Source organism: Sphingomonas sp. FUKUSWIS1, from assembly GCF_000733135.1.
GTDB classification, from domain to species: Bacteria; Pseudomonadota; Alphaproteobacteria; order Sphingomonadales; family Sphingomonadaceae; genus Sphingomonas; species Sphingomonas aerolata.
Map to the genome: position 1 here is coordinate 11,489 of NZ_JPJC01000277.1, position 1,183 is coordinate 12,671.

The 1,183-nt window shown below is 66.4% G+C and carries 2 protein-coding genes; both read left to right on the top strand.

Annotated elements, in window-relative coordinates; translation table 11 throughout:
• Positions 1-2: 2 nt before the first annotated feature.
• Entirely contained in the window at positions 3-980 is a 978-nt protein-coding gene (gene gnd, locus sphsw_RS17675; RefSeq protein WP_235188457.1) for a phosphogluconate dehydrogenase (NAD(+)-dependent, decarboxylating), read from the top strand.
• Positions 977-1,183, top strand: a 207-nt coding sequence (locus sphsw_RS19070; RefSeq protein ID WP_042467753.1) for an HAD hydrolase family protein, incomplete at its 3' end; no start/stop codon positions are given. The genes gnd and sphsw_RS19070, both read left to right, overlap by 4 nt.

Genomic DNA, 1,183 nt, shown 5'->3' on the forward strand with positions numbered 1-1,183 from the left:
AGATCGGACTGATCGGCCTCGGCCGGATGGGCGGCAATATCGCGCGCCGGTTGATGAAGAACGGCCATGAGGTCGTCGCGTTCGATCGCGATGCGGAGGCGGTGAAGAAGCTCGCGGCGGATGGCGCGATCGGCGCGGACTCGCTCGACGACATGCGCGGCAAGCTCGACACGCCGGCGATCTGGTGGGTGATGGTGCCCGCGGGCGAGCCGACCGAGCAGACCGTACAGGCGATCGCCGAAAAGGCCGCCGAGGGCGACATCATCATCGATGGCGGCAACAGCTTCTACAAGGACGACGTCCGCCGCGCGAAGGAGCTCGCCGAAAAGGGCATCCGCTATGTCGACGTCGGCACGTCGGGCGGCGTCTGGGGCCTCGAGCGCGGCTATTGCATGATGATCGGCGGCGAGACGGAGACGGTCGATTATCTCGATCCGATCTTCGACACGCTGGCACCGGGCATGGGCGAGATCGTCCGCACGCCGGGCCGCATCGAGGGGCAGGCCGATCCGCGTGCGGAAAAGGGCTATATCCACGCCGGCCCTCCGGGTGCCGGGCATTTCGTCAAGATGGTCCATAACGGTATCGAATACGGCCTGATGCAGGCCTATGCCGAGGGCTTCGACATCCTCAAGGGCAAGTCGGGCGAGCATGTCGCCGAGGACCAGCGCTTCGACATCAACCTGACCGACGTCGCCGAAGTGTGGCGTCGCGGCAGCGTGATCTCGTCGTGGCTGCTCGACCTGTCGGCGATCGCGCTGGCCAAGGACGGCACGCTCGAGGGGTTCAGCGGCAGCGTCGCGGATTCGGGCGAGGGTCAGTGGACGATCGACGCGGCGATGGAAGAGAAGGTGCCCGCCAACGTGCTGAGCGCCGCGCTCTACGCACGCTATCGCAGCCGGGTCGACCATACGTTCGGTGACAAGCTGTTGTCGGCGATGCGCTTCGGCTTTGGCGGGCATGTCGAGATGCCCCAGTGAGCATCAAGCTCCTGGTGTCCGACGTCGACGGCACGCTCGTCGACAAGGACAAGAAGGTCGCACCCGCGACGGTCGATGCGGTCAAACGGCTGAAGGCGGCGGGCCTGGGCTTCACGATCATCAGCGCGCGGCCGCGGTCAGGCATGATGCCGATCGCCGACCTGCTCGGCATCGACGAGCCGATGGGCGCGTTCAACGGCGGG